This is a genomic window from Cobetia sp. (genome assembly GCF_983723665.1).
Map to the genome: position 1 here is coordinate 8036 of NZ_CFDJES010000005.1, position 20704 is coordinate 28739.

Genomic DNA, 20704 nt, shown 5'->3' on the forward strand with positions numbered 1-20704 from the left:
AGAGAGCGTGTGCCGTTCGGGTGCCATCTCTGAGAGTCATCGCAAGCCAACCTGGAGAATGACGATGTCCGATTCCGCCGCAGTGACGGGTCTCAAGCAGACCGCCCTTCATGACCTGCATGTCGAGCAGGGGGCCAGGATGGTCGAGTTCGCCGGCTATTCCATGCCCGTGCAGTACCCGCTTGGCGTCAAGAAGGAGCATGAACACACGCGCGCCAAGGCAGGGCTGTTCGATGTCTCGCACATGGGGCAGTTGATCCTGCGTGGCGAGAATGTGCAGGCGGCGCTGGAGGCCCTGGTGCCGACGGATATCATCGACCTGCCGGTGGGCATGCAGCGCTATGGCCTGCTGACCTCCGACACTGGCGGTATCCTGGATGACTTGATGATCGTCAATGGCGGTGATCACCTCTACGTGGTGGTGAACGCTGCCTGCAAGGATCAGGACATCGCGCACCTGCGGGTCGGCCTGCCGATGGATATCGAGCTTGAGGTGCTGGATGATCGGGCACTGCTCGCACTGCAGGGGCCGATGGCTCACGCGGTGATGCAGCGTCTGTCGCCCGAGGCCTGCGAGCTGACCTTCATGCATCATGCCCACGTCACCATCGAGGGCATCGAGTGTTGGGTCAGCCGCAGTGGCTATACCGGCGAGGATGGCTTCGAGATCTCCGTGCCCGATGCCGACGCAGAGCGTTTCGTGCGTCTGTTGCTGGCGATTGAGGAGGTGGAGTTCATCGGTCTTGGCGCGCGGGACTCGCTGCGTCTCGAGGCGGGGCTGTGCCTGTACGGTCACGATCTCGATACCACCACCTCGCCGGTGGAAGGCAGCCTGATCTGGGCGTTGGGCAAGGTGCGTCGTCAGGGCGGCGAGCGTGAAGGCGGCTTCCCGGGGGCCGATGTCATCCTGACCCAGATCGCCAACAAGGATCACACCCGCAAGCGGGTGGGGCTGGTTGCCCAGGGGCGTGCGCCTATCCGCGAAGGGGCTGAGCTCTATGATGCCCAGGACAATCGTATCGGTGTGGTGACCTCCGGCAGCTTCGGGCCGACCTATGGCAAGCCGGTGGCGATGGGCTACGTGAGCATCGCTCACAGCGCACTCGAGACCGAAGTGTTTGCCGATGTGCGTGGCAAGCGTCTGCCGATGACGGTGACGAAGATGCCGTTCGTCGAGCAGCGCTACTATCGGGGGTAAGCGCACCGTGGTCAGGTGAGCCACAGTCAGGCTCGCTGCGAGGCGTGACGACCCGTCGCGGGTAGCAGCGCCTTGAAGAGATACGAAAAGGAAGGGAAACGAAAAAGGGACTGCCCAGGCAGTCCCTTTTTTCATGTCTGGCACTCGGGCATGCGGAGGGATGCGATACCCCGCGGCGTGCGCGAACGCCAGACGCAGAAAAGCCCGCCGAAGCGGGCTTTTCTGTCGGAGGAGGGGTTAGCCTCTTCCAGCTAAAATCAAAGCTTAGTCGATCAGCTTGATGTTAGCGGCCTGGAGGCCTTTCTTGCCCTGGGTGACGTCGAAGGAGACCTTCTGACCGTCTTGCAGAGACTTGAAGCCTTCAGCCTGGATTTCGGAGAAGTGTGCGAACAGGTCGTCACCGTTGTCGTCCGGAGAAATGAAGCCGAAACCTTTGGTGTCGTTGAACCACTTGACTGTGCCAGTTGCCATGATCGTAATTCCTTACTGATGATATTGCCGGGAGTTACCCGATAAACGTGGGTAAAACAAGGAGGATATACACCAGGTACCGAAGTGCTTCGATCACGACTGACGATATTCGACTTGCTAACCAACGAGAGCAATACTGCGCTGCTCGGGCGGTAAGGTCAAATGAAATATCAAAAACTTATCCTTTTGCCTAATAATCGTGCGCAGAATTCGCCCGCAAAGCCGTGCCAATAGTGCTGAGAATTTCGCCACACCGAGGGCAAGGAGTCCGCTTGTTTTTTATCCCGTTATCTTGGTGTGAGCGATGACACCTGTAGGAAAAAGACCATAGTGCGGCTTTGCTTGTATAGGGGGTTGAATGGCGCAAAGCCCCGTATGGCGGGCGATGGACACAAAAAAGCCGGCAGCGATGGCAGCGCTGCCGGCGGATGGCGTCGAAGCCATCAAGGCTCTCGGAGAGAGGATGTGATGCGCCCATCACATCATGAGAGATTTTCCTCAAAAGAGTCGGCAAAAATCCGTGGGATGCCGGGGCCGTGTTTTGCCACCCTCGAGCGCAATTGTTTCGTGTGTCAAAAGTGGCTCGAAGGTCAAAAGCGGCGCGAGGGTGGCCAGTGCCCGGGGGCAGAAGGTGCCTCAGGCGTCCAGCTGCATTTCCGGCACGTGTTCGGGGACGACCAGTTTGCCTGCGGTCAGGCGCTCGATTTCCTCGACGCTCACGCCTGGCGCGCGCTCCAGCAGGTGGAAGGCACCATCCTTGATCTCGAGGAAGGCGAGGTCCGTCAGCACGCGACGGATGCAGCCGGCACCGGTCAGCGGCAGTTCGCACTGGCTGAGCAGCTTGGATTCGCCGTGCTTGGAGGCGTGGGTCATGGTGCAGATGATGTTCTCGGCACCGGCGACCAGGTCCATGGCGCCGCCCATGCCCTTGACCAGCTTGTTGGGGATCATCCAGCTGGCGATGTTGCCGTTCACGTCGACCTCGAAGGCGCCGAGCACCGTGAGGTCGACGTGGCCGCCACGGATCATGGCGAAGGATTCGGCCGAATCGAAGATGGCGGCGCCATCGATGGCGGTCACGGTTTCCTTGCCGGCGTTGATCATGTCGGCGTCGACTTCGTCTTCATAGGGGTAGCGACCCATGCCGAGCAGGCCATTTTCGGACTGCAGCATCACCTCGATACCGTCGGGGATATAGTTGGCCACCAGTGTCGGGATGCCGATTCCCAGATTGACGTAGGAGCCGTCCTGGATTTCCTGAGCCACTCGCTGGGCCATCTGTTCGCGTGTCAAAGCCATGATTGTTTCCTTGTCTTGGGTGCCATCAACCATGAGGCACTGTGCCGTGTCGTGAAGGCGGTCGAGAAAGTTCGCCGTGGGGCCTGTCGCCCTGATGGCGGCGATTCATGCCGGCGGAGCCCTGGGCTCAACGCGAGCGGACGGTGCGTTTCTCGATGCGCTTCTCGAAGTTGCCCTTGATGACGCGATCCACATAGATGCCGGGCGTGTGGATGTCGGCGGGGTCCAGTTCCCCCGGCTCGACCAGCTCTTCGACTTCGACCACGGTGATCTTGCCGGCGGTGGCGGCCAGCGGATTGAAGTTGCGCGCGGTATGGCGGTAGACGACGTTGCCGTAGCGGTCCGCCTTCCAGGCCTTGACGATGGCGAAGTCGCCCTTGATGGACTCTTCCAGGATGTAGGGGCGGCCATCGAACTCGCGCACTTCCTTGCCTTCGCCGATCGGTGTGCCGTAACCGGTGGCGGTGAAGAAGGCGGGGATACCGGCGCCGGCAGCACGCATCTTCTCGGCCAGCGTGCCCTGGGGAGTGAGGATCACTTCCAGATCGCCGTCGAGCAGCTGCTTCTCGAACAGCGCATTCTCGCCGACGTAGGAGGCAATCATGGTCTTGATCTGACGGTCTTCCAGCAGGATACCGAGCCCGAAGCCATCGACGCCGCAGTTGTTGGATACCACGGTGAGGTCCTTGGCGCCGAGGCGCTTGATCTCTGCAATCAGGTTCTCCGGGATACCACACAGGCCGAAGCCACCGGCGATTACCGTCATGCCATCTTCGAGGCCTGCCATGGCCTCCGCGTAGCTGGTTACCACCTTGTTGAATCCTGCCATGCGAATCTCCTTGAGTATCCAAGCTGTTGTTGTCGGGATGTCTTCATCATTGCCGACAATCCTGAGTCTGTATATATTTAATAAGTTTGTTTTTTCTATCCATTGATCAGTTTTTGATAAGAATTGATTCGCTACTTATCGAGCCTGCTCGCAAGGAAAAAGCCGGCCAAACCCCATGCTGGCGCGGCTGACGCGGTAGCGGGGCGGAATGGCCTGAGCTGAGCGGTTAGTCATGTGAGAGCTTCGTGGCTGTCATCTATGACCAATGGCCTAGATGCCCTGCAAGCGCCTGACCTGCGAGCGACAGACGACGAACTGCGCCACATCACCTCTTGTGACATCTCTTGTGATATCTCTTGAAACAACCCCGGGACAGGACACGACATGACTCTGAAACAGCTGAAGGCCTTCGTGGCCGTGGCGCGCACGCTGTCCTTCGCCGAGGCGGGCACGCTGGTACATCTCTCGCAGCCGGCCCTGTCGTTGGCGGTCAAGAATCTGGAGGAGTCGCTGGGCGGGCGCCTGTTTCAGCGCTCGACCCGACAGGTCAGCCTGACGCCGGAAGGGCGCGCCTTCTTCCCGCTGGCCAGGCGTCTGCTGTCGGACTGGGAGCATGCCGAGGATGAGATGCGCCAGCGCTTCAGTCTCGGGCGCGGCCGCGTGGCTCTGGCCGCGATGCCGACCTTCGCCGGCAATCTGCTGCCCGGGGTGCTGGCCGATTTTCGCCGCCAATATCCGGAGATCACCATCGAAGTGAACGATGTCATCGCCGAAGAGGTGGTCGAGCGGGTCACCGATGGCCGCGTCGAGCTGGGGATCTGCTTCGACCCCGGCGTGCGGCAGGACCTGGTGTTCGAGCTGCTGTTCGAGGACCGCTATGTGGCGATCATTCCCCCCGGCCATGCCTTGCTGGCAGAGGCGCCGACCTCCATCGAGTGGTCACGACTGCTCAAGGAAGACTTCATCACGCTGCAGCGGCCCTCGGGGGTGCGTCGCATGCTCGAGAAGCGCCTCGAGGATGCGGGCATGGCGCTGCATGTCGCCTTCGAGACTCACCAGCTGGTCACCTGCGGTCGCATGGTGGCGGAAGGTCTGGGCGTCAGCGCGGTGCCGGCGATGAGCGCGGCGCAGATGAGTGCGCTGGGTTGTCAGTGTCTGCCGCTGACAGGCCCCGAGATTCAGCAGCGGGTCGGGGTGATCCGTCGCGGCCGTCATGAGCTGTCGGTGGCGGTACAGGCGATGCTGGAGACCCTGCGCGCGCGTTACCCGTCGGCGGATTGAGTCCGGGGCGCAGTGACGCTGGAAGGGGCAACAAAAAGGGACAATAAAGCAGGCGTTAGAGCTGGAAGAGAGCAGGAAGAGGGCAAGAGGAGAGCGAGAAGAGAGAAAGCAGAGTGCACAAGAAAGATGACCTCAGCGCGAGGGCGTCAGCAACTGGCGGTAGGTCAGGCTGATGCGTAGCCCCTCCAGCTTGCGCGGCGGCAGCGCATGATGGAGGCGGTCCTGACAACCACGGCCCATCACCAGCAGCGAGCCGTGCGGCAGCCACAGATTGAACGCCGGCGTGTCGGCATAGGGGCTGCGCGGATGGCCCTTGAAGCGCAGGGGGCGCTCTCGTCCCAGCGAGATGGCGAGCACGATCGGGCGAGTGCCCAGTTCCGGCTCGTTGTCGCTGTGCCAGCCCATGCGGTCGGCGCCATCGGCGTAGCGATTGGCCAGCAGGCTGTTGAAATGCTCCGGGATCACGGGCTCGTTGCGCCCCAGGTCATCGCGTTGCGGGCTGAGCTCGTGATTGATGGCATGACGCGACAGCTCGCCCAGCTGCCAGGCGGTCATGTGCCAGGGGTTGGGTTCGAACAGACTGCCGGAGTAGCGATAGCGGGCGCCGACATCGCCCATCCACACCTGACGGCGTGGAATCGGGTGCGTCTTGCCATGCACGCTCAGGCTGGGGCGCTGCCAGTCGAGATCGCCCTCCAGCGTGACGAGGGCCTGATCGGCCTGCAGCGGCGTCAGGGCGCGCGGCTTGAGATACAGCGGATGCAGGGGGTGGCGGTACCAGCCGTGCGCGAGGTCGAGCCAGTCCTCGGGCAGTTCGCGCGGGCGAGCTGCCAGGGCCGAGCCATCCGCCGCCGCCTGGCGCGCAGCCCCATCAGCCGCGGACGTCGAATCAGAGGTCGTGAGGGCGGCGAAGAGGTCGTCGCCAGCAGAAGGAGTCGTCATGCGGCGAGAGTGCCAGAGCCGCGTCAGGTTGGGCAAGTGGCTCTCGATTCGCGCCGACCCCGGGCTGACGCATGCCTCGCGAGCATCAGGTCGTCAGCAGCGCCTCGAAGGTCAGGATGGCCACCTCGGCAAGGCCCAGCCCCAGCAGCGCGCCGGCCAGCACATCACTGACGTAATGCAGGCCGAGGATCACCCGGGAAAGCGCGATCAGCAGCGCCAGCGGCGTGACGAGGATGGCAAGCTCCGGCAGCTGTTGAGCGGTCAGGCTGGCGAAGAGGGCAGCATGCAGGGTGTGACCGCTGGGAAAGCTGTAGCGGTCCAGCGGCGGCATGGTGCAGTTGATGGTATTGAAGGTGATGAACGGGCGTTCCCGACATAGCCGCGTCTTGAGCGCGCGGTAGAGCAGCGCCCCGGCGCCGGCCGCCAGGCCGAATTCCAGAAACAGCCAGCCGCCCATGGCATGGTGCAGCGGCAGGCTCAGCGTCAGCAGCGCCCACACCGGCCAGTCACCCAGGCGCGAGACGATACGAAACAGGGTGAGTATCGGCCGGAACAGCGCCAGGCGCGCGACCTGGCGGCACAGGCGCCACTCCAGAAGGTCCAGTCGCTCAAAGACGGGAAGGCTGCGATCGTGCATCGGGCTTCTCCTCGGCGTGACGCAGGCAGGTCAGAAAGCCCTCGGCGATGCGGCTCCAGCCCAATGGTTCGACGCGCACGCGGGCGGCACGTCCCAGTCTGGCGATGCGGGCCGGCCGCTGGCAGGCCTCCACCGCCTGTTCGATGAAGCGCTCCGGCTGGCTGCAGGGCGCCAGCAGGCCCTGGTGATCATCGCGGATCACCTCGGCGGCCGCCGCGTAATCGAAGGCGATCACGGCCAGTCCGCTGGCCATGGCTTCCAGCACCACATTGCCGAAGGTCTCCGACAGTGACGGGAAGACGAACAGGTCGGCACTGGCGTAATGGGCGGCCAGCGCCTCACCGGTCTGGAAGCCGGCGAAGATCGCCTCGGGCAGGCGCTGCTCCAGACGCTCGCGCAGCGGGCCGTCTCCGACCAGCACCAGGGCGAGGTCCGGTTGCACGGCCAGCATGGCCTCATAGGTGCGGATCAGCAGCTCGATGTTCTTCTCGGCGGCCAGGCGCCCGACGTGCAGCGCGACGGGTTGCTGTGAGCTGACGCCCCATGACTTGCGCAATGCTTCGCTGCGATGACTGGGCGAGAAGCGCTCGCAATCCAGGCCGCGTCCCACCACCTGCACATGCTCGAAGCCTTGCTGCATCAGGCTGTCTGCCTGGGTGCGGGTCGGTACCAGCGTCATGTTGGCGGCGTTGTGGAAGCGGCGCAGGCCGCGCCGTACCAGCGGGCGTAGCGCCTTGAGCCGGTAGTGGGTGCTGTATTGATCGAAATTGGTATGGAAGCCCGCGACCACCGGCAGGCCCAGACGGCGGGCGACCATCAGCGCGCTGATGCCCAGCGGGCCTTCGGTGGCGATATAGACGACGGAGGGGCGATGCTCGCGCCACATGCGCATCAGGCGCTGCGGCGCCGGCACGCCGACCTGCACGGTGTCATATCCGGGCAGGCGGAAGCCGCGTACCTGAAGCTCCTGCTGGACACGCGGCTCCAGGCTGCCATCTCGGGTGGCGGGACGAATGAGTTGGAGCTCACAGCCGCGTGCGATGAGTTGATCGCACAGATGACTCAAGGTATGAGCCACGCCATTGATCTCCGGATGCCAGGTTTCACTGACGAAGGCAATGCGCTCCATGACGTCTCCCTAGATGACTATTGTGGTCATTATCGAGAGAGGGAGTGACGGCGGCATAACAAGCAGGTGACGAAGCGATGACACACCCTCAACCCCTCACAACTCAGAGGTATGAGGGTTGTCTCATGAATCGTCAAGCAAGGACGACAGTCACCGGCGTGGCACCGGCGCTGTCGTCATCTGGCGGGGATTGGAGGTGGCGCCATGTCGGGCTGGCGCCGTGAAGCAACGCTGGTTCAGCGCTTCTCGAGAATCTCGCGCGGGTCGATCGGCTTGCCGCCGTGGCGCACGTCGAACAGCAATTCATGCTGACCGTTGTTGCCGCGTGCGACGCGACAAAGCGGCGTGCCCGGAGTGACCTGCTGACCCACCTTGACCAGAATCTCGCCGCATTGGGCCAGCACGCTCTGCAGGTTGCCGGAGTGGTGCAGGATGACCACGTTGCCCAGTTGGCGCATGGAGTCGGCGAAGCGCACTTCGCCCCGCGCCGGTGCACTGGCGATGCCGCTGGCGGCGGTACGAATCTGCATGGGCGCCAGCTGGCCATTGCCGTTGGTGCCGAATTCACGCGTCACGCTGCCGGCGGCAGGCCAGCGCCATGACTGGCCCGGCTTCTGCAGCGGGCCGGGGTCCGGGCGGGCGACCAGGCTGCCACCGCTGGCGCGCGCGGCCGGGGCGCTGCGGCTCGGGCCACCGTTGAGCGGCACCGAGATCAGCATGCCGACATCGAGATCATTGGGGTCCTTGCCGGGGTTGGCGGCCTGAATGCGCTGCGGGCTGGCACCGAAATAGCGACCGACCTTGGAGTAGGTATCGCCGGGGCGCAGCTGATAGCGATACGGGCCGCCGGAGGGCGCCCGCTCACGCGCGGTGGGCACCAGGATGCGCTGACCGACCTTGAGGTCACGAATCTTGACGCCCGGATTGAAGCGCGTGAGGCGCAGCAGGGGAATGTCGGCATCGCGTGCGATCTGCCCCAGGGTATCGCCCTTCTGGATGGTGACCCACTGGCCGGCCGGCGAGCCGGAATAGCTGCCGGTCGCGCAGCCGCTCAGCCACAGGCCGAGACAGATCAGCGCCAGCCAGCGCAGCGCGACGCCAACACGCTGCAGAAGTGGACGGTTCACGTCAGGTTCGGCCTGCGCTCGTGCCGAGAAGTCCGCGGCATTCAGGCCGTATTCAGTGTTCATCAATGTCATTCCCTGCACGTGACAGTCGGGCATCCTTGTCCTTCCAGACCTGATTGAGCCATTGCTGGAAGCGCTCGCGATAGGCGGCGTCCGCATGATAGTTGCCGTCCAGCATCCAGGGCTCCAAGGGCCGCTGAGTGATGACGAGCGTGATGTCGCCCCCGTGACCGCACAGGAACTGCCAGAAACTGGCATCGGCATGTCGGTAATCGAGGGTGGCATCCAGAATACCGGAAAGTCGATCGCCAAGCGTGTTGATCACCTGGGCACTGCCGCCGGCACGCGGCTTGAGCAGGTGCTGGAAAGGGCTTTGCTGCTGGTTGTGCTTGGCGGGCGTGAAGCGAGTGCCTTCCACGAAGTTGAAGATCGCCATCGGCGCCTGGCGTGAGCGCTCGCACATGCGTCGCGTCGCTTCGCGATCACGCTCGGCGAGCCGCGGATTGCTGGCCAGTTTCTGCTGGCTGTAACGGCGCATGAACGGGAATTCCAACGCCCACCAGGCAAGGCCGATCACCGGTACCCAGATGAGCTCCTGCTTGAGGAAGAACTTGGGCATCGGCGTACGACGGTGCAGGGCGTACTGGAGAACGAAGATGTCAGTCCAGCTGCGATGATTGGCGATCACCAGCCACCAGCGACGTCGGGCAGACCCATCGCGTAGCGATGGCGGCACGTGGATGTCCCAGCGCGGACGCAGCACATGGCGAATCCACAGGTTGTTGGTGCCGATCCAGCCCATGGCGAGGCGGTTGAGCCCCTCCAACATGTGCAACTGCAGGCGGCGCGATGGCGTGATCAGCTTGAGTGCGGCCAGCAGGTAAAGCGGCAGCGCCCAGCACAGGGTATTGATGATCAGAAAGACAAGGCTGATGACACCTCTGATACTCGACATGCATGACTCCTTCATCAGGTGGCGCCATCGTAATTCACCCAAGAGTGGATGCCCACCCCGCTTGCGTGGGGGATGGCAACCCTGCGTTGCACGAAGCGAACGCCCCTCAGGTCGAATGGCGGGGCGCACGCAGCTGTGATGAGATGCATTGCCGGTCGTGTGACGGGTCGGTGCAAGGGAAAGGTCGTGGCAGGGTTCACGTTGAAGTCACGCCGGGCACCGTCAATCATCGCCGCCGCTGCGCGACGATATCTCAGGGAGTGAGAGTGGCATGTGGTTGCAGGGACTGTTGATCGGGCTGGCGCTGGCCGCCTTCGTGTTGATTGCCATCGAGGATGTGATCCATCTCAACAAGGCCAAGACGACCTTGTTGCTGGGCACCTTCAGCTGGTTGCTGCTGTTCATCTTCGGCCCCGCGGCCCTGGCGGTGGATGATGTCCCCGAGGCCTTGAACGAGAACCTGCTCGAGATCGCCACCTTGTGGCTGTTTCTGATGGCGGCGATGACCTTCGTGGCCTTCCTCAATGCCAAGGGGCTGATCGCCAATCTGATCTACCGCCTGCTGCCGAAACGCATCGGGGAGCGCGGCCTGCTGTATCTGACGGGGCTCTTTGCCTTCGCCTTTTCATCGCTGGCCGACAACATCACCGCGACGCTGGTATCGCTGACCCTGGTGCTGTCGCTGGGCCTGGCGCCGAAGAAGACGCTGCGCTTTGCGGTGCTGGCGGTATTTGCCGTCAACTCCGGCGGCGTGGCGCTGATCACCGGGGACGTGACCACGCTGATGATCTTCCTGGCGGGCAAGGTGCGCATCAGCGAGCTGATGCTGCTGGCGCTGCCGTCCTTCCTCAGCGTGATGCTGCTGGCGACGCTACTGCTGCCCGGGCTGGGAGGCGAGGTGAACCTGGTGCGCGAGCCACGCGAGACCCGGCGTCTTGATCGTCTGGTCGCCTGGCTGTTTCTGGCCACCATCCTGTCGACCCTCGGGCTCAACGTGCTGTTTGGCGTGCCGCCGCTGCTGACCTTCCTGTTCGGGATGTCGTTGATGTTCCTGCTTGGACATGTCGCCGAACGGCGCAGCGACAGCGAAGAGCGCCGCATACTTGATTACATTCGTATTATCGAATTCGATACATTGCTATTCTTCCTCGGCATCCTGCTGATGGTCGGGGCGCTCAAGGAAGCTCGTCTGCTGGAAGGCCTGGCACAGCTCTATGCCCTGATGCCGGCGATGCAGGCCAATTATCTGGTCGGGCTGCTCTCGGCGCTGGTGGACAACGTGCCGCTGACCGCCGCAGTGCTCAAGGCGGATGTCAGCATGAACGATGCGGAGTGGCTGGCGCTGACCTATGCCGCAGGCGTGGGTGGCTCGCTGCTGGTGATTGGCTCCGCCGCCGGGGTGATCGCGCTTTCCAAGGTGCGCGAGGTGAGCTTCATGAGTTATCTGCGCTTCTTCCCGGCGTTGTTGCTGGCCTACAGCGTGGGCTATCTGGGGGCATACTGGCTGGGCGGGCAGATCACGAATACGCCAGTGACATTGGCGCTCTCGTCTCTAGGCTGATTTGAGGGGTGCTGGGGGGGTGTTCACTACGGCCACAGCCGCTGCCACAGTGGCCGTCTGATGCACTGCCAGATGCGTGGTCGGAAGGGGAATTGGCGCTGTTTGCGGTCGGCTGATCATTTTTTGATCAATCTGTCTGCGCTCGCCTGATCTCGATGGCGATACCTAGATGTACAGAGATTCTTCACAGCTTTTTCCACAGCTTCTGTTGATAACCTGTCTGCGACGTTAGGTTTAGAGGATCAGGCACAAGGCGCAGGCATGGCGGGGGAAAGCGGCGGGGGAAGCGGCGAGTCGTGCAGTGATGACATCATGAGGTGATGCCATGAAGAGTGATGGCAAGAGAGGGTGTGAAGGGTATGGCATGACAGGTCATGTCACTCTCTGAACACAAGAGCCCCCTACGCATGCGCAGGGGGCTGAATGCGACTCATCTCATTGCGCAGTGCTGCCAAGAGGCCATTACGCGCTGAGCTGGCACAGCGTATGTTCCGGCAGCAGTTGTTCTGCGGGACGCTGTTTTCCTTCTTGCTGAGTCGTCACCGGTGCCGTCGCCAGCAGGGCGATGCCGCCCAGCACCACCATATGCTCGTCACCGTCCGCGAACACCATGCGCTGGGCGTGGGCCGGGTAGTAGTGATACTGCAGCTTGGGATTGATGGGCAGTACCGCATGATGGCGCCCGGTCTGCGGTGCCATGCCGTAGGCCAGCATGCCCTCGCAGACCGCTTCCAGCGTTTCGCCAAGCTCTTCGGCATTGAAGCCGACATGGTGCAGGCGCGGCCCCATCACGGAGAGCCAGGCAGCCAGCGGGTTGGCCTCGAGCAGGCGCTCGAAGGTCGGCCAGTCCGGCATGTCCCACGGACGGCAGGGCGCGAGCAGGTTCTGACCCTTGCAGTCATCACGATGACTCTGACTGATCAGGCGCTTGAGCAGGTCACGGTGCATCGGCGGCAGGCTGTTGGCCTGCAGTTCCGCCAGCATGACGGCAGCGCCACCATCCGGGGGAAGCAGCAGATCGACCAGCAGGCCGCGGTCGGCCATGGCGTACTGTTTCACGCGGCGATAGCCCTGGTGGTACAGGCTGGGTAACAGTTTCTCGCTTCTGAAAGGCCCCTGATTCAGCGTCAGGAACATCAGATATTCAGGGTTGATGCTGTCTGGCCAGATATCCAGCGCCCCGATGTCGGGGTGGCGATGGACGAAGTCCAGCCATAGCTGCTGTTGGAATTCCTTGCGTTGCATGATGCCTCCTTGGACGGCCCCTATGACCTCAGTGCTGGAGCGATTATAGGTAGTCGTGCAAAGGGGTATTCAACGCCATTATCCGTTTTTTCGCGTTTCTTGATCGGAGAGTAAAAATGCCAGTGCTGGTGGCGTATTGCGTGGTTCTCATGGTGTGGTCGACGACACCGCTGGCCATCTCGTGGAGCGCTTCGGGCTGGCTGCCTGCCTGGTCGGCGATGGGCAGAATGTTAATTGCCGCATGCCTTGGTTACCCATTGTTACGCATGATGGGGCTGAAAATGGACCTTTCGCGTGGGGCACTGCGCAGCTACTCGGCAGCCGCTCTGGGTATCTGGGGTGGCATGTACTTCGCCTACCTGTCTGCGGCCTGGTTACCAAGCGGTATCATGTCGTTACTGTTTGGACTGGCACCATTGCTATCAGGGCTTTATGCACGCTGGTGGTTGAAAAGTGCTCCACTTGACAAGTTGCAGTGGATGGGGTTTGCGTTGGCATTGAGTGGACTGGCCGTCGCGGTCTCGGATTCCCTGGCGTTGCCGCCGGGCAGCTGGAAGGGAGTCTTGACCATGCTGCTGGCCGTCAATTGCTTCGCCGCCTCGGGGGTACTGGTGCAGCGCGAACGGGCAGGGCTGCATCCGCTGGTGCAGACGGAGGGTGCGCTGCTGGTCTCGCTGCCGCTCTATCTGGTGTGTGCGCTGATCGTCGATGGCGTGCCGCAGGCCCTGCCGGAGGGGCGGCCGATGGCGGCCATCCTCTACCTTGGCATCTTCGGCTCGCTGATCGGCTACCTGTGCTACTACTTCGTGCTGTCACGCCTGTCGGCCAGTACGGTGGCGCTGGCGACCTTGATCACCCCCATCTTCGCCATGAGCCTGGGCGCGGTGCTCAATGATGAGCTGATCTCCAGCCGCGTGCTCGCTGGGGCCTTGCTGATCGTGATCGGGCTGTGCGCCTATCTGTTCGGCCCGCAGTGGCGGGCGCGCCTGACGTCCCGCCGCCTGTCGCAGGGCTGAGCAGGACTCGGGCCGCTCGCCTTTCGAGGAATCGGGTCTGCACGCAAGGTGTTGCCGAGTGCCCCAACGACAAGGGCCGCCCCTGCCGGGGCGGCCCTTGTGTCTTTTCAGGCGCCACGGAGCGCTCTGGCGAGTCGTGCGACGTCAGTCCTGATTGTTCTGGAACAGACGCTTGAGCTCTACCATGGCGGCCTGCTCGCTGTTGACGAGCGCTTTCTGGTCGTGACGGTGCTCGTAGTTCTGCTTGAGCATGTTGTCATCCATTTCCCGGAACGCACGCGCCACTTCCGCCGCGCGAGCACTGGGATAGCCCATCGCCACCAGCAGTTCTCCGCCCATCTCCAGGCTGCTGGCGTAGGTGTCACGAATCACGTGCTCCACGCCCAGTTCCATCAGCTCCCAGGCGTGGTGGCGGTTACGGGCACGCACGAACAGCTTCAGGTGCGGGAATTGATGGCGCACCATGCGCACTATGCCTGTCGAGGTCTCGGCATCATCGACCGCCACCAGCATGATCCTGGCCTGCTCGGCACCCGCCGCCCGCAGCAATTCGGCGCGGCTGGCATCGGCGTAGAAGATGCGCGACCCGAACTGACGCACGAACTCGACCTGGGTGATATTGGGGTCAAGCGCGGTGAAGTTGATGCCCTGGCTCTTGAGCATGCGCGCGCTGATCTGGCCGAAGCGGCCGAAGCCGGCGATCACCACCTGCGGCGTTTCCTCACCGAAGTCCTCGTCATAGGGGCGCTTGGCTTCGCTGGTGGCGCCGAGGTGGCGGGCATAGCGATAGAGGAAGGGCGTGGCAGCCATCGACAGGGTCACCGCACTGATCACCAGGCTGGTGAGGGTCTGATCGAAGATGCCGGCGGCCATGCCGGCGGTCAACAGCACGAAGTCGAACTCACCACCCTGTGACAGGACCGCGGCCAGCGGCAGGGCCTCGGCCATCTTGAGGCGTGCGACGCGTCCGACCAGCGTGATGACGATGACCTTGCCGAACATCAGCGCCAGCGTCAGCGCCAGCACGGTCAGCGGACGCTCCATCACCAGCGACACGTCGACCGACATGCCCACGGCCATGAAGAACAGCCCCAGCAGCAGCCCCTTGAAGGGCTCGATGTTGGCTTCCAGCTCGTGACGGTAGACGGTATCGGCCAGCAGTACCCCGGCCAGGAAGGCGCCCAGGGCCATGGACAGCCCCACCCATTCCATCAGCAGCGCCGTGCTGATCACCACGAACAAGGCCGCGGCGGTGAAGATCTCGTGGATCTCGCTGCGCGCGACCATCTTGAGCAGGCGCGGCACGACAAGGCGCCCGACGATGATGACCGCCGCGATCATGCCGATGCCCTTGGCGATGCCGATCCAGTTGGTGCCGGTGGAGGCATCGAAGTTGTCAGCGAACAGCGGCATCAGGGCCAGCAGCGGGATCACCGCCAGGTCCTGGAACAGCAGGATGGCGAAGGTCGACTGGCCGTGCGGCGTCGCCAGCTGCTGATTCTCGCTCAATACCTGCAGCGCGAAGGCGGTCGAGGACAGCGCCAGAATCAGGCCCAGCAACACGGCGGCGGGCAATTCCAGCCCCAGCCACAGGCCGACAGGGGTGAGCAGGGCGCCGCACAGCAGCATCTGGGCGCTGCCCAGGCCCGCAAGCTTGAGGCGCATGTCCCACAGGCGCTTGGGCTCCAGTTCCAGTCCGATCATGAACAGCAGCATGACGACCCCGAATTCGGCGAAGTGCAGCACTTCGCCAGGCTCCGAGATGAAACCGATCAACGACGGACCCAGCAGTACCCCGATGGCCAGATAGCCCAGGATGGAGCCGAGGCCCAGACGCTGGAAAAGTGGCACGGCAACCACCGCGCACCCCAGCAGCACGGCGCCTTCCATCAACATGTTCATGTGCGTGTCCTTGTGCATACACGGGCGGAGAAGGCAGCGATTGTCGCTGCCCCCTCCTTTTGTCGCAAGCGGCAAGGTGCGCAAGACGCGACCTTGTGTGCTGCGTTGTGGTGCGAGTAAGCGTCGTGACCAGGGGCGGGAGGCGGTGACGCAGGCACAAAAAAGCCCCCGCCAATGGCGAGGGCTTCAGCAGTGAAGCGGCTGATGGCGGCGATCAGGCCTGCGGCATCAGAGCTTCGTCCTGCACGTACTGGTTGAACTCGGTGAAGCCACCGATGTGGGTCTGATCGACGAAGATCTGCGGCACGGTCTCGACCGGCTTGCCGATGGTCTTTTCCATGTCGGCCTTGCTGATGCCTTCGGCATGGATGTCGATGTAGCGGAAGTCGAAATCATCGCGCTTGGCGGTGAGCTCTTCCGCGAGGTCCTTGGCGCGGACACAGAAAGGGCAACCCGGACGACCGAAAATGACTGCAAGCATGAGACTCTCCTAAGGTTCGTGACTCTCGTTCAGCCCGTACTGGGTGGGCCGAGAAAATGGCGCCGGCACTGCCGGTGAGTAATCGATGACCGCCATTGTGCTTGAGCCTGCCCGGGTTTGCCAATTGAGCCGTACTACCAAAGTCATTGGGGCAATCAATCACTGCCGTGCTGAGGATTAGCCCATCAGCAGCAGATTGGCGCCAAAGCCACCGACGATCAGCAGCGTGAACAGGATCAGCGCGAGCAGGAAAGGCTTCATGCCCAGTGAGCGCAGACGATCGATGCGAGTCTCGACGCCCAGGCCCGCCATGGCCATGGTCAGTGCCACGCTGCCGAGAGTAGAGAGGCTTGAGTGCACTGCCGCCGGGATCGCGCCGGTGCTGTTGATGCCAGCCATTGCGATGAACCCCAGCGCGAACCATGGAATCGTCATGCTGCCGCCGGTTTCGCGGTCATCGCCCTCGGCGCGGGCACGCATGGCCCACAGCTTCGGCAACAGCAGCAGGAAGGGTACCAGCATCATCACGCGCATCAACTTGACGATCAGCGCATTGGCCAGGGCGTCCGGGCCGACCGCTTCACCGGCGGCCACGACCTGAGCGACCTCGTGGATGGTGGAGCCGATATAGATGCCGAACAGGCCTTCATGCATGCCACTCAGCGGGTAGAGCAGCGGGTAGACCAGCATCGCCAGCGAGCCGAACAGCACCACCGTGGCGACGGCCATGGCGGTGGCCGCCGGGCGTGCCTTGATCATCGATTCGGTCGCCAGTACCGCCGCGGCGCCACAGATGGCGGAACCGGCACTGGTCAGCAGTGCGGTGTCGCGGTCCAGCCCCAGCCAGCGCGTGCCGATGAAGTAGCCGCTGCTCAGCACCGCGGTGATCACCAGCACATCGAGGAAGACGACGCTCCAGCCCAGGCCGAGAATCTGCTGCAGGGTGATGGAGAGGCCGAACAGGATGATGCCGAGACGCAGCAGCTTCTTGGTCGCGATATGCAGCCCCGGGGAGAGCGCCGCGGCGTGCCGGCTGGTGATCGGCAGGTTGCCGACCACGATACCGCACAGCAGGGCGAAGACCAGCGGGCTGATGCCGGTGGAGGCCAGCGCCGGAATGGAATGCAGTGCCAGTCCCACCAGGGTCAGGCCGCCACACAGGGCGAGGCCCGGCAACATGCGGCGCAAGCGCTCGGCAGTGGCGGGGGGAGTCAGGGTCTGTGCGTCCATGAGCATTCTCCTTGAGGAAAGTGGCCTATCCCGTGCGGAACATGGCCTGTCTTGTTATGGGTCGTGCGCTGGCGTGGGGTGCACGGCTGTCATCGGCAAGGGCGCTTGAGTCTGCGTCGCTTGCTTAGTGTCTCTGGTTTGATGATTAGTCTATTCGGGAATATTATTCGGCAGTTAGTCGATTATTCTTTTATTACATACCGGAAAAACCGATATGCAGATCCACATCACGCTGCGCCAGTTGCAAGTGTTCGTGGCGGTGACCCGCCACGGCTCCGTCAGCGCCGCGGCGCGCGAGATCGGCCTGTCGCAATCGGCGGCGAGTCAGGGGCTATCCGAGCTTGAGCGTCATCTCGAGGTGCAGCTGTTCGAGCGCCTCGGTCGCCGCCTGGCCCTGAACGCCAATGGTCGTCGCCTGTTGGCGCGCGCCGAGCAACTGCTGGAACAGACCCACGCGCTGGAGCTGGAGGCGCGTGAGCCCGGCGTGGTGGATGGCAACCTGCGTGGCGAGCTGGAAATCGCTGCCAGCGCCACCATCGGCACCTGGTTGTTGCCGGGGCTGGCGGGGGCCTTCATGCGCGAACATCCGGGCACCGAGCTCAACCTGCGTCTGCGCAATACCCATCAGGTGGTGGAGGCGGTGCTCAACTATGACGCCGAACTCGGCCTGATCGAGGGTGACTGCCATGCGCCGCGCCTGATGAGCCAGACCTGGCGCGAGGATGAGCTGGTGGTGGTGGCGCCCCCGAGCCATCCGCTGGCCGTGCGTGGCGTGGCGCTCAGCGATGAGGACCTCGCCACCGCCGACTGGATTCTGCGCGAGGGGGGCTCGGGCACGCGGGCGGTCTTCGAGCGTGCACTGCACGGGCGGATCGAGCGCCTCAAGGTACGCATGGAGCTGGGCCAGCACGAGGCCATCAAGCAAGCCGTATTCGCCGGGCTGGGGCTGGGATGTCTGTCGCGGCTGTCAGTGGCGGCCGAGATCGCGCGTGGCGAGCTGGTGGTGCTGGCCACGCCCCAGCTCAACCTGAAGCGGCGCTTCTCGATGCTGTGGCACCCGGAGCGTTACCGCAGCCCGCTGTGGCAGGCGGTCAAGGTCTATCTGGAAGCCAGCCCGCGCTGAGCCGTCGAGGACGGAGCCGCCGCGCGCTTGATAGTTTGCTAACATAGGCGCTCCCCGCGAGCCGGCTGCCGCCGAGCCACGCCGCTGAGCCACGCCGCTGAGCCTGAGCTACCGCGCCTGAGCTACTGCGCCTGAGCCACGGGGAGCGTAACGGTCTGTCTAGCGTCCATGGAGATGATGATGAGCACAACGGTCGAGCTTTATTACCACGAGAGCGATGCTCGTGATGGCGCCGAGGAACAGACAACGAGCCAGCAGGACGCGACGCCGCTGGTCATTCTTCACGGCCTGTTCGGCAGTGCCGACAACTGGCGTTCGCATATCAAGTCTTGGTCGCGGACGCGCCGCGTGATCGCGGTGGATCTGCGCAACCACGGCCGCAGCCCGCACGTGGCCGGCATGAGCTACCCCGAGCAGGCCGCGGATGTCATCGCGCTGCTCGACCGCCTCGCCATCGAGCGCTGTGACCTGCTGGGCCACTCGATGGGCGGCAAGGTCGCCATGCAGGTCGCACTCGAGGCGCCCGAGCGTCTGCGCAGCCTGCTGATCGCCGATATCGCGCCGGTCGCCTATGGCCACGGGCATGACGATATCTTTGCCGCCTTCGAGGCGGTACGTGACGCGCGCCCGGCCTCACGCAAGGAGGCCGACACGGTGATGGCGCAGCATGTCGATACCCCGGCCATTCGCCAGTTCCTCGCCACCAATCTGGTGCGTCTCGACGATGGCGCCATGGGCTGGCGCGTCGGGCTGGACCATATCGCGGCGGGCTACCCGCAGATCGTCGAGGCGCCGCACGGTCAGGGGCCAATCGAGCTGCCGGCGCTGCTGCTGTGGGGCTCGCGCTCCAACTATGTGCAGGCCGAGGGCCTGGCGACGATGCGCGAGCACTTCCCTGCGCTGGAAGATGACTCGCTGGAGGCCGGCCATTGGCTGCACGCCGAGCGTGCCAGCGAGTTCCAGCAGGCGGTGGTGGCGTTCCTTGATCGCGTCGCACGCGCTTGAGTACGCCGAGCAGCCACTCCGAAAATCGTCAGCCGGCCGCGAGCGAGCGGGTCATCCCGCCGGTGACCACCCACGAGCGCCTGGTGGTGGCGCTGGTCACCCTGCTGCAGTTCGCCGTCATCATGGGCTTCACCATGGTGATGGCGCTGGGCCCCGACTTTGCCACCTCGCTGGGCATTCCGCTGGATCACCTTGGCTATATCGTCGGCAGTTATCCGCTGGCCGCCGCGGTGGGCACTCTGCTGTGGACGCGACACGCCGATCGCTTCGATCGGCGCTGGGCGGTGTTGGGCTTCCTGTTCGGCGCGGCGCTCTGTCACCTGATCGCCAGCTTTGCCACCGACTTCGAGACCTTGCTGGCGGCGCGCATGCTGGGCGGCCTGTTCGGCGGGCCGGCGGCGGCGACGGCGCTGGCCATCGTGATCGACGTGGTGCCGGGAGTACGTCGGGGGCGTGCCATGGGCCTGGTGATGGGTGCCTTCTCGGTGGCCTCGGTGCTGGGGCTGCCGTTTGCGCTGTGGCTGTCGCAGGGCTTCGGCTGGCAGGCGCCATTTCGCGCCGTGGCGCTGTTGGCGCTGCTGGTGTGCGGGCTGCTGGCCTGGATACTGCCGCCTATCCGCGGCCATCTCGATAACCCCGAGACACGTCAGCGCAGCCGCAAGGGCACCACGATCCTGAAGATCCTGGCCCAGCCCGACCATCGGCTGGGGTTGGCGCTGATCGCCACGGCGATGTTCAGCAACTTCCTGGTGATTCCCAACCTGGCAAGCTATCTGCTGTTCAATCTGGGCCTGCCGCGTGAGGATCTCGGTGGGCTCTACATGATCGGTGGCGGCCTGTCGCTGGTCGGCATGCAACTCACGGGGCGGCTGTGTGATCGCTATGGCTGTGTCTGGCCGGGCACCATCACCTGCCTGATGACGGCGCTGGTCGGCTGGGCCTTCCTACTGCATTCGCCGGGACCGTCGCTGATCTGGATCGGCTTCGGCGCCTACATGCTGTTCTCGTCGGCGCGGCGTGTGACCCAGAATACGCTCAACAGCTTCATTCCCGCCGACCACGAGCGAGCGGCCTTCACCAGCACCCAGAGTGCCGTGCAGCATCTGAGTTCCGCCGCCGGCAGCTATGTGGGCGCCGGACTGCTGGTCAGCACCCCGAGCGGCGCGTTAGAGGGCATGCCGCTGCTGGTCGCGGTGCTGATGATCGCGCTGGTGATTCAGCCGCTGCAGATCCTGTGGCTGTCGCGTCGCCTGGCACGCCGCTAGCGCTTGTC

The 20704-nt window shown here is 63.7% G+C and carries 19 protein-coding genes; 7 read left to right on the top strand and 12 right to left on the bottom strand.

Annotated elements, in window-relative coordinates:
• Positions 1-64: 64 nt before the first annotated feature.
• Positions 65-1198, top strand: a complete 1134-nt coding sequence (gene gcvT, locus AC4FAH_RS01175; protein ID WP_483222550.1) for a glycine cleavage system aminomethyltransferase GcvT — start codon at positions 65-67, stop codon at positions 1196-1198.
• 264 nt (positions 1199-1462) lie between these two features.
• Here gcvT and AC4FAH_RS01180 read toward each other — a convergent pair whose 3' ends face one another.
• From AC4FAH_RS01180 to AC4FAH_RS01190, 3 genes are all read right to left on the bottom strand, one after another.
• Positions 1463-1669: a cold-shock protein gene (locus tag AC4FAH_RS01180; RefSeq protein WP_043334489.1), complete on the bottom strand. Its 207-nt coding sequence runs from the start codon at positions 1667-1669 to the stop codon at positions 1463-1465.
• A 636-nt stretch (positions 1670-2305) separates the two neighbouring features.
• Entirely contained in the window at positions 2306-2968 is a 663-nt protein-coding gene (locus AC4FAH_RS01185) for a 3-oxoacid CoA-transferase subunit B (protein ID WP_043334487.1), read from the bottom strand.
• A 127-nt stretch (positions 2969-3095) separates the two neighbouring features.
• Positions 3096-3797, bottom strand: coding sequence for a CoA transferase subunit A (locus AC4FAH_RS01190; protein ID WP_043334485.1), 702 nt, complete (start codon positions 3795-3797; stop codon positions 3096-3098).
• 384 nt (positions 3798-4181) lie between these two features.
• On the opposite strand from AC4FAH_RS01190, the gene AC4FAH_RS01195 reads away from it, so the two are divergent.
• On the top strand, positions 4182-5078 hold the full coding sequence (locus tag AC4FAH_RS01195; RefSeq protein WP_043334482.1) for a LysR family transcriptional regulator: 897 nt from the start codon (positions 4182-4184) through the stop codon (positions 5076-5078).
• Positions 5079-5210: 132 nt separating this feature from the next.
• On the opposite strand, the gene AC4FAH_RS01200 is transcribed toward AC4FAH_RS01195, so the two are convergent.
• From AC4FAH_RS01200 to yihG, 5 genes are all read right to left on the bottom strand, one after another.
• The gene (locus tag AC4FAH_RS01200) at positions 5211-6020 is read right to left on the bottom strand and encodes an alpha-ketoglutarate-dependent dioxygenase AlkB family protein (RefSeq protein ID WP_225347831.1); all 810 of its coding nucleotides are present in this window, start codon (positions 6018-6020) and stop codon (positions 5211-5213) included.
• A gap of 85 nt (positions 6021-6105) precedes the next feature.
• Positions 6106-6657: a phosphatase PAP2 family protein gene (locus AC4FAH_RS01205; protein ID WP_043335024.1), complete on the bottom strand. Its 552-nt coding sequence runs from the start codon at positions 6655-6657 to the stop codon at positions 6106-6108.
• Positions 6629-7786: a glycosyltransferase family 4 protein gene (locus AC4FAH_RS01210; RefSeq protein WP_043335027.1), complete on the bottom strand. Its 1158-nt coding sequence runs from the start codon at positions 7784-7786 to the stop codon at positions 6629-6631. Before AC4FAH_RS01210 ends, AC4FAH_RS01205 begins: the two co-directional genes overlap by 29 nt.
• A gap of 236 nt (positions 7787-8022) precedes the next feature.
• A complete protein-coding gene (locus AC4FAH_RS01215) occupies positions 8023-8976 on the bottom strand; it encodes a LysM peptidoglycan-binding domain-containing protein (RefSeq protein ID WP_225347832.1) in 954 nt (317 codons plus the stop codon).
• Entirely contained in the window at positions 8966-9868 is a 903-nt protein-coding gene (gene yihG, locus AC4FAH_RS01220) for a 1-acylglycerol-3-phosphate O-acyltransferase, YihG family (RefSeq protein ID WP_043335030.1), read from the bottom strand. The genes AC4FAH_RS01215 and yihG overlap by 11 nt, the downstream gene beginning before the upstream one ends.
• Positions 9869-10139: 271 nt before the next feature.
• On the opposite strand from yihG, the gene nhaD reads away from it, so the two are divergent.
• Positions 10140-11429, top strand: coding sequence for a sodium:proton antiporter NhaD (gene nhaD, locus AC4FAH_RS01225; RefSeq protein WP_213114316.1), 1290 nt, complete (start codon positions 10140-10142; stop codon positions 11427-11429).
• Between the two features lie 462 nt (positions 11430-11891).
• On the opposite strand, the gene AC4FAH_RS01230 is transcribed toward nhaD, so the two are convergent.
• Positions 11892-12674, bottom strand: a complete 783-nt coding sequence (locus AC4FAH_RS01230; RefSeq protein WP_043335032.1) for a VOC family protein — start codon at positions 12672-12674, stop codon at positions 11892-11894.
• A gap of 116 nt (positions 12675-12790) precedes the next feature.
• Between AC4FAH_RS01230 and AC4FAH_RS01235 the strand changes: the two genes are divergently transcribed.
• Positions 12791-13690: a DMT family transporter gene (locus AC4FAH_RS01235; protein WP_131431689.1), complete on the top strand. Its 900-nt coding sequence runs from the start codon at positions 12791-12793 to the stop codon at positions 13688-13690.
• Between the two features lie 144 nt (positions 13691-13834).
• On the opposite strand, the gene AC4FAH_RS01240 is transcribed toward AC4FAH_RS01235, so the two are convergent.
• The 3 genes from AC4FAH_RS01240 to AC4FAH_RS01250 all read right to left on the bottom strand — a co-directional run bounded on the left by AC4FAH_RS01240 (position 13835) and on the right by AC4FAH_RS01250 (position 17303).
• Positions 13835-15592: a monovalent cation:proton antiporter-2 (CPA2) family protein gene (locus AC4FAH_RS01240; protein ID WP_107335164.1), complete on the bottom strand. Its 1758-nt coding sequence runs from the start codon at positions 15590-15592 to the stop codon at positions 13835-13837.
• A 214-nt stretch (positions 15593-15806) separates the two neighbouring features.
• Positions 15807-16073 (bottom strand): GrxA family glutaredoxin, encoded by a 267-nt coding sequence (locus AC4FAH_RS01245; protein WP_043335038.1) that lies wholly within the window; start codon positions 16071-16073, stop codon positions 15807-15809.
• Positions 16074-16250: 177 nt separating this feature from the next.
• Complete coding sequence (locus AC4FAH_RS01250; RefSeq protein WP_339926715.1) at positions 16251-17303, bottom strand: YeiH family protein; 1053 nt, start codon at positions 17301-17303, stop codon at positions 16251-16253.
• 214 nt (positions 17304-17517) lie between these two features.
• Between AC4FAH_RS01250 and AC4FAH_RS01255 the strand changes: the two genes are divergently transcribed.
• The 3 genes from AC4FAH_RS01255 (at position 17518) to AC4FAH_RS01265 (ending at position 20696) form a co-directional block, all read left to right on the top strand.
• Positions 17518-18426 (top strand): LysR substrate-binding domain-containing protein, encoded by a 909-nt coding sequence (locus tag AC4FAH_RS01255; protein WP_043335040.1) that lies wholly within the window; start codon positions 17518-17520, stop codon positions 18424-18426.
• A 180-nt stretch (positions 18427-18606) separates the two neighbouring features.
• Positions 18607-19431, top strand: coding sequence for an alpha/beta fold hydrolase (locus AC4FAH_RS01260; RefSeq protein WP_490245566.1), 825 nt, complete (start codon positions 18607-18609; stop codon positions 19429-19431).
• Positions 19428-20696: an MFS transporter gene (locus AC4FAH_RS01265; RefSeq protein WP_225347835.1), complete on the top strand. Its 1269-nt coding sequence runs from the start codon at positions 19428-19430 to the stop codon at positions 20694-20696. Before AC4FAH_RS01260 ends, AC4FAH_RS01265 begins: the two co-directional genes overlap by 4 nt.
• The last annotated feature ends 8 nt before the right edge of the window (positions 20697-20704 follow it).